The sequence below is a fragment of the Flavobacterium sp. RHBU_3 genome (assembly GCF_046613565.1).
GTDB lineage: Bacteria > Bacteroidota > Bacteroidia > Flavobacteriales > Flavobacteriaceae > Flavobacterium.
This window is the reverse complement of record NZ_JBKJHC010000016.1, coordinates 65,516-73,009: the sequence shown is the minus strand read 5'-3', so window position 1 is coordinate 73,009 and position 7,494 is coordinate 65,516. Positions and strand designations below refer to the sequence as shown.

Sequence of the window (7,494 nt, the reverse complement as noted above, 5' to 3'; positions counted from 1 at the left end):
CCAGGTTTTGGGGCAGGGATTATAACCGAAGAACAAAAGATAACACACAAAACAACAAAGGCAGCCATTGGCTGCCTTTGTTGTTTTGTGTATCGGGAGGAAAGGAACGTTTACGGATAAGAAAGCGGTGTATGCCTTTAGCCCCGATGGGAGCGGCATCCTGCGAGCCCCTTCGTTCCCCCTTTTGGGGTTAGGGGGCTCGCAGATACAGCGGACAGCGGGTGAGACGGTAATAAAATGGCGCTTTGTGGGCTGCTTATACAATAAAATAAGGGGTTTTAGAGTTGTGTATAGTGGTGTATGATGCGGTTTTGTAAACAGAATTAGATAATTTTTTAGGCTGTTTTGTGAAGATTAGTTAAAATGCAGGTATTAATGTAAAACTGGAGTAAACTTAACTGCAATTTTTCTAATATTATTGAGATATTGTAACCAACCTAAGACAAAAATTTATATATTTGACCGCTAAGGAAAATTACTGTAAAGTAAGCATGAATGGTAGGGAAGACGCCTGAGGTTATGATTAAATCTTTTAGCATAATTGTCAAACGGTCTAACTAAATATAGAGCACGTATTTCATTAAAACGATCAATGGTCAACATGAATTTTAAAAAGGTTTACCTCATTTTTGGTTTATTTCTAGCCCAGATGTCTTTTGCTCAAGAAGGCGTTGCGGTTTACACAGATTACCTGTCTGATAACTATTATCTTATCCACCCGTCTATGGCCGGTGCTGCTAATTGTGCCAAAATCAGGGCAACAGCACGCCAGCAATGGTTTGGTGAATCGGATGCGCCACAGTTACAAACGTTGAGTTTCAACACTTCGCTTGGTGAGCAGTCTGGTGTGGGTATAATTGTACACAACGATAAGAATGGTTACCATTCGCAAACCGGTGCAAAACTTACGTATGCGCACCACATCAGGTTTTCAAGGAGAGACTCTGATCTTAACATGCTTTCATTTGGTATGAGTGCAGGTTTGGTTCAAAGCCGTTTGGATGAAACCCAATTTGACCCAACTTTTGACCCTATCGTAGACGGAGGTATGAAACAAAAAGATTCATACTTTAACGTGGATATTGGTGCTTCATACCACTACCTTGACTTTTATGCACACTTTACTGCAAAGAACGTAATTAAGAGCAAGAGGAACCTGTATACCGATGTTGAAAGTTCTAACCTTACTTCATACCTGTTTTCAACAGGATATGTGTTTGCACTATCTGATGATGTGTGGAGTATAGAGCCTTCATTAATGTTCCAGGCTATTAGCGAAACAAAAGAAAAAACTATTGATATTAACTTAAAGGCTTACCGCGAACTTGATTTCGGTCGTGTGTGGGGAGGTCTTTCTTACAGGAGGAGTCTTGATGGTGCACAGTACCAGTCTTCGCCGGGTGTAAGTATTAAGGAGCAATACCTGCAGTATTTTACCCCAATTGTGGGTGTTAACTATAAGAACTTTATGTTTGCTTATACGTATACATACCTTACAGGCGACGTGAAGTTTGACAACAGTGGTTTCCACCAGATTACAATAGGTCTTAACCTTAATTGTAAGCCTAACAAGCCTGATTGCCACTGTCCTGCAGTTAATAATTAATTATAAAGCAGATATTATTAATTCCGTCCCGATATAATTTATTATCTCGGGACGTTTTTTTTGTATATAACCCAACTAAAAATGTTTAGCTATGGCTTTGATTAAAGCAGTAAGGGGTAAAAGCCCTGTAATTCCGGAAGATTGTTATGTGGCTGAAAATGCTACCATAGTGGGTGATGTAACCTTTGGGGCCGAATGCAGCGTGTGGTTTAATGCTGTGGTGCGTGGCGATGTACACTACATAAAAATAGGGAATAAGGTAAACATACAAGATGGTGCGACGATTCATTGTACGTACCAAAAACATCCTACTGAAATAGGTAATAATGTGTCTATAGGGCATAACGCCATAGTACACGGCTGTACCATTAAAGATAACGTGCTTGTGGGTATGGGGGCAATTATTATGGATAACTGCGTAGTGGAGAGCAACTGCATTATTGCGGCTGGGGCGGTAGTAACCCAAAATACCCATATAGAAAGCGGTACCATTTATGCCGGTGTGCCGGCCAAAAAGGTGAAGGATATTAATGCCTCAGATTTTGCCGGAGAAATAGGCCGTATCTCTAATAACTACGTAATGTATGCTTCCTGGTTTAAGGAAGATTAAAAATCTTTTTTACTTACCGGAAAACCGGGTACAAAACTTTGCAGTACTGCTGTATCAAGGTTGGTGTAAAATGCCTGCGAACTTTGATGTGGAGTTGTGTTAAGTAATCCGTTTTTTTCCAGTACTGACTTGGTTTGTCTGGCTACTGCCTCGCCAGAGTCGATTATTTTTACGTGGGGTGGTAGTATTCTTTTTATTTGGGGTAGCAGGTAAGGATAGTGGCTGCAGCCCAGCACAAGGTAGTCTATGTTTTCGTCTACCATGGGTTGCAGGTATTGCTGCAATAACGAAAATACTTCTTCAGATTCGGTTTTACCATCCTCTATAAGCTGCACCAGGTTGTAGCCCACCTGTTCTATTACTTTAGTGTCTTTAAAGTCGGCTACCGTTTTGTGGAACAGTTCACTACTCAGTGTACCCTTTGTAGCCAAAATACCTACAGTATTTGTCTTAGTATTTGTGGCGGCCGGTTTTATTGCCGGTTCTATGCCTATAAAAGGTACGTCGTATTTTGCGCGCATTTCTTTAATGGCGTTTGTGGTAGCGGTATTACAGGCTACTACAATTATCTTGGCACCCTGTTCTAAAAGGTAATCAGTATTCTTAAAGCTCAGTGCTATAATTTCGTCTTTGCTTCTGGGGCCGTAAGGGGCGTTCTTGCTATCGGCAAGGTAAATAGTGTCTTCGTTAGGTAAAAGGGCGTGGATTTCCCTCCAGATGGAGGTGCCGCCTATTCCCGAATCAAACAGGCCTATGGGTTGTGTGCTTTTGCTGTTATCCATATAGCAAATATAAAAAAAACGGCCGTAAAGGCCGCTTTCTGTATTGTATTGTGATTGCTTTAGCAGTATCTTATTTAAAGCCAAGCTCTTTTTTAACGTCTGCAAGTAGGTCTGGACCATCTGCTACAAGAACACCACTGCCTACAGTAGAATCCAGTACATACTGATAACCTTTTGCTTTAGCCACTTTTTGAATAGCAGCTTTAGCTTTTTCAAGGATTGGCTTATAGATTGCTTCCTGCTTTTCGTTTAGCTCTTTAGAAGCATTTTGCTGGTAGCTCTGAATCCTTGATTGCATATCCTGAAGCTCTTTGCTGCGTGTTTCGTTTACAGCATCAGTAACAGTAGTAGCTTCTTTTTCATACTGCTGCACTTTTTTCTTAAACTCTTCTACCATTGTATTGTATTCAGTAGTATAAGTCTGGTTAAGTTTCTCAAGTTGTGTATTCGCAGCTTTCATGTCAGGCATGTTGTCCATAAGTTCCTTTACATTAATGTGGGCCACTTTAGCCTGAGCTGAAACTGCCTGGCTGGCACCTACAAAAAGTATGGCTGCGATTAACAGAGATTTTAGTTGTTTCATCATTTACGCTATTAAATATTAATTTTTGTTTTTAGTTTCTCTTTTTATTAGTTTCCGCCGTTTGCCGGTGGAGTATCGTCATCACCTCCGGTAGAATCAGGGGTTGGTGTTGTTGTGCCTTGTTTGGCCTTTTGCTGCTCTTCGCGGGCTTTTTTAGCGGCATCACGTTTTTCCTGAGCTTCCTGCCTGCGTTTTTCTATAGCCTGTTTGCGCTCTTCCAGTTTTTTTTCGCGCTCTTCTTTCGCGGCCTGGGCTGCGGCTTCCCTATCGGCTTTTATTTCTTCGGCAGTTTTGCCTGTACTTTCTTTTTTGGCTTCACCTTCTTTAGTTGCTTCCTCTTTTTTGTCAGTGGTTGCAGCTTTTTTATCGGTTGCGGCAGGAGCATCATCGTCACCGGCAGTGCCGTCAGTAGTCTTTTCCGCAGCAGGGGTAGTAGTCTTAGTGCCGTTTTTAGCGGCATCGCGGGCAGCTTGGCGCTCCTTTAGCTGTTGTTCTTTTTTGTCTAATGCAGCTTGTCTTTTTGCTTCGGCGGCGGCTTTACGGTCGTCTAACAATTTTTGTCTTGCTGCTCTTTTATCTTCAAGCGCTTTTTCGCGTTCGGCAATATCCGGGTCGCTTTTGCGCTCGTCTTCTTTTTCCTGTTCTTCCAGTTGTTTTGCTTCCTTGCTGTTCATTTTCTGCTGCTTGGCAGTACGGCTCAGCCTTTTTACAATAAGGTCGCTAATATCATATTTTTTGGCTGCAAACAGCATGGTAAGGTCAGAAGACTTGTCAAACACAAAATCATACTTACGTGTAGCCGCAATATCCTGCACTATAGTAAACACCTGATCCTGTATTGGCTTTACCAAAACTGACTTTTGTGTTATCAGTTCGCCTTTAGGGCCAAATTTTTTCTCCTGATATTCGCTCAGGTCTTTTTCCAGTTGGGCTATTTCTTCTTCGCGTTCTTCTATAAGCTCTTTGGTAAGCAGGGCTTTTTCGGCCTGTAGGCTTTCCTTAAGCTTGGTTATTTCATTGCGTTTTGCATCCAGTTCTGTTTTCCACTTTGCGGCACGCTGTTCCAGCTGGCTTTTTGCTTCGGCAAAGTCAGGTACCTTATCCAGGATATATCCCATGTCTATGTAGGCTATCTTAAGCCCCTTAGTTTGTGCACCGGCAATAAGCGAGGCACAAATGGTAAACAGTAAAACAAAATACTTTTTCATAACCTCTTGCATTTATACATTAGAAAATATCATGCCAATTTTTTTAGAACTGCTGTCCTATGATAAAGTGCGTTTCCCATCCGTTAGGTTTGCTGTAGCCCGGTAGTGGGTCGAAACCGTAACCGAAGTCGATACCAAGCAGACCGAATGCAGGCATAAACACCCTAAGACCGAAACCTGTAGAACGCTTCAGGCTGAACGGTTCGTAATCGCCCCATGAGCCCCATGAGTTACCTGCCTCTGCAAACACAAGCGTATATATTGAAGCTTGCGGTTTAAGCGTAATAGGGTAACGCAGTTCCAGCGAGAACTTGTTGTATATGGTAGCACCTATCTGGGTTCCGTTTTGTACTGGTCCTAACGACTGGTCAGGGTAACCCCTTAACTGTATAATTTCACGTCCGTCCAGCGAGTAGTTAGCCATACCGCTACCACCTAGGAAGAACCTTTCAAACGGCGGAAGTCCACGGTCTTTATCGTAAGCACCCATCCAGCCAAATTCGGCAAGTGAGCGTAGTACCAGTGCGTGTTCCGGAGTTCCGAAAAGCTTGGTATACCAGTCACCTTTAAACTTCACTTTGTAGTATTCCAGCCAGTTAAACCTTTTTTGGTCGTATTTAGACTGGTTTAGGGCAGCGTCCTGGTAGTTATCTGTCCTGTTTCCGTTGCTGTCTATATAATCACCCGGGTAAATCCATTCCAGGTTAGTGCCCTGGTAAGCATCGCCGGTATTTTTAAGCTTGTACTCTTCCTGGTTTTTCAGGGCGGCATAGTCTATGCCATTTACCCATGAATACGGGAAGGTGGTCCTGAAGCTTGCGCTGAAGAACGAACCGTAGATAGGGAATATCGGGTTTCGACCCCTGTTATCGCGGGTAAGTTCTATGGTGTACGCTAAGTTGCGGGATGTACCATCACCAAAGGTAAACAATCCTATGTTATAATTACTAAGCGAGTAATACTGAAAAGTAGCAGAGTGAGACAACCTCATGTTGTAATCAGGTTCACTAAGCCTTTTTGATACACCCAGTGTTACAGATGATATGGTAAAGCTCCTATCGCGGTTTACGTCGCGGCTGCTGTAGTTGTAAGAGTACTGCTTACTGTGTGAAAGCGATCCAAACAGCTGAATAGGTTTTTTACCACCAAACCAAGGTTCGGTAAACGACAAGCTGTACGTTTGGAAATAGGTACTACCCTGTAACCTTAACGAAAGCTTTTGTCCGTCACCCATAGGTAGTGGGGTATAGGCTTCTTTCTTAAATATGTTTGAGATAGAGAAGTTATTAAACGAAAGCCCCAGTGTACCAATGAAGCCACCGCCACCGTAACCACCCTGTAGTTCTATCTGGCTCGAGCCTTTTTCGGTTACGTGCCATTCTACGTCTACAGTACCCGATGAAGGGTCGGCGTTTTTCACGTCAGGGCGAATGGTTTCAGCATCAAAGAAGCCCAGCGCACCCAGTTCCCTTACGGTGTTTACCACGTCTTCCTTGTTCCATTTCTGGCCCGGCCTTGTACGTAGTTCGCGGTAAATTACCTTATCGTTGGTTTTATCATTACCTACTACGGTAATTTTATTAAAGTACGCTATAGGTCCTTCTACAATACGTATTTCAAAGTCTATAGTGTCGTTTGCAGTCTTTGTTTCTACCGCGTTTACGTTACTAAACAGGTAACCGGTATTTTGGTACAGGTTAGTAATGTCGTCGGCATCAGGGCTTTTTGTATCGGCAATACGTTTTTGCAGTAGTACGCCGTTGTACACATCGCCCTTTTTAAGACCAAGAACCTGGTTTAATTGTGAGTTTGTATATACGGTATTCCCAAGGAATTTAATGTCGCCAAAGTAGTACTTACGGCCTTCTTCTACCTGTATGTCTATGGCTACGCGGTTTGTTTTAGGGTTGTAAACCACAGTATCTCGTACTATACGGGCATCGCGGTAACCGTTTTCCTTATACTTGTCTATAAGTTTTACCTTGTCGTCCTTGTACTTATCGGCAATAAACTTACTTGGCTTAAACAGGCGCAGCGGGTTAGGGAAAGCCACCTGCTTGGTGTCTTTCATGGCGCGTTTCAGTTTGCCTGATTTAATCTGTTCGTTTCCGGTAATGTTGATTTTCTTGATGCGTACTTTTTTACCCTTGTCAATGTTTACCACCATTTTTACGGTGTTAGTACTGTCCGGGATAATGTTAATATGCACCTTAGTGTTATAGAAACCGTCTTTGCGGTACTTGTTTTCTATGTAGTTTTTGGTGTTGGTAATAAGGTTTTCGTTTACATACTTACCTTTTTTTAGGTCGGTATCTTTAAGAAGTCCTTCTATTTTACCTTTTTTTACACCTTTCATCTTCACATCGCTAAGCTTAGGTAGCTCATTAATGTTAAGGTCTAAGAAGATACTGTCGTTTCGCACTTCGGTAACGTAGAAGTTTACGTCACTAAAAAGTTTAAGACCCCACAGCTTTTTTATGGCAGCACTAATTTCCTCGCCGGGTACATTAATGTACTGGCCTTTTTCAAGTCCGGTAAAGGTAACTACGGTTTGCTCGTTATACGATAACTGCCCGCTTACGGTAATGCCACCCAGTACATATTTTCCGGGTTCCTGCATATTAGGATTGCCATCGTCCTGCGCATTTGCTGCAACAGTAAAAAATACAAATCCGAAAATTAAAGCAATGTTTCTAAGAAACATC

At 42.4% G+C, this 7,494-nt stretch carries 6 protein-coding genes; 2 read left to right on the top strand and 4 right to left on the bottom strand.

What is annotated here, in order from left to right; genetic code table 11:
- Window positions 1–601: 601 nt before the first annotated feature.
- Window positions 602–1,606 carry a type IX secretion system membrane protein PorP/SprF gene (locus ACLI1A_RS18280; protein WP_411410137.1) on the top strand — a complete coding sequence of 335 codons (1,005 nt, stop codon included), beginning with the start codon at window positions 602–604 and terminating at the stop codon, window positions 1,604–1,606.
- A gap of 91 nt (window positions 1,607–1,697) precedes the next feature.
- Window positions 1,698–2,216 (top strand): gamma carbonic anhydrase family protein, encoded by a 519-nt coding sequence (locus tag ACLI1A_RS18275; RefSeq protein ID WP_411410136.1) that lies wholly within the window; start codon window positions 1,698–1,700, stop codon window positions 2,214–2,216.
- Here the strand turns inward: ACLI1A_RS18275 and murI are convergent.
- From murI to ACLI1A_RS18255, 4 genes are all read right to left on the bottom strand, one after another.
- Complete coding sequence (gene murI, locus ACLI1A_RS18270) at window positions 2,213–2,998, bottom strand: glutamate racemase (RefSeq protein ID WP_411410135.1); 786 nt, start codon at window positions 2,996–2,998, stop codon at window positions 2,213–2,215. The two genes, ACLI1A_RS18275 and murI, sit on opposite strands and share 4 nt — an antisense overlap.
- A gap of 70 nt (window positions 2,999–3,068) precedes the next feature.
- On the bottom strand, window positions 3,069–3,581 hold the full coding sequence (locus ACLI1A_RS18265; protein ID WP_411410140.1) for an OmpH family outer membrane protein: 513 nt from the start codon (window positions 3,579–3,581) through the stop codon (window positions 3,069–3,071).
- Between the two features lie 47 nt (window positions 3,582–3,628).
- Entirely contained in the window at window positions 3,629–4,789 is a 1,161-nt protein-coding gene (locus ACLI1A_RS18260) for an OmpH family outer membrane protein (protein ID WP_411410134.1), read from the bottom strand.
- 43 nt (window positions 4,790–4,832) lie between these two features.
- Window positions 4,833–7,493, bottom strand: coding sequence for an outer membrane protein assembly factor (locus ACLI1A_RS18255; RefSeq protein WP_411410133.1), 2,661 nt, complete (start codon window positions 7,491–7,493; stop codon window positions 4,833–4,835).
- Window position 7,494 lies beyond the last annotated feature (1 nt).

Bases quoted from the DNA above. Each gene is read 5' to 3' on its own strand.
- ACLI1A_RS18260 (WP_411410134.1), bottom strand. From the start codon at position 4,789: ATGAAAAAGTATTTTGTTTTACTGTTTACCATTTGTGCCTCGCTTATT.
- ACLI1A_RS18275 (WP_411410136.1), top strand. From the start codon at position 1,698: ATGGCTTTGATTAAAGCAGTAAGGGGTAAAAGCCCTGTAATTCCGGAA.
- ACLI1A_RS18265 (WP_411410140.1), bottom strand. From the start codon at position 3,581: ATGAAACAACTAAAATCTCTGTTAATCGCAGCCATACTTTTTGTAGGT.
- murI (WP_411410135.1), bottom strand. From the start codon at position 2,998: ATGGATAACAGCAAAAGCACACAACCCATAGGCCTGTTTGATTCGGGA.
- ACLI1A_RS18280 (WP_411410137.1), top strand. From the start codon at position 602: ATGAATTTTAAAAAGGTTTACCTCATTTTTGGTTTATTTCTAGCCCAG.
- ACLI1A_RS18255 (WP_411410133.1), bottom strand. From the start codon at position 7,493: ATGTTTCTTAGAAACATTGCTTTAATTTTCGGATTTGTATTTTTTACT.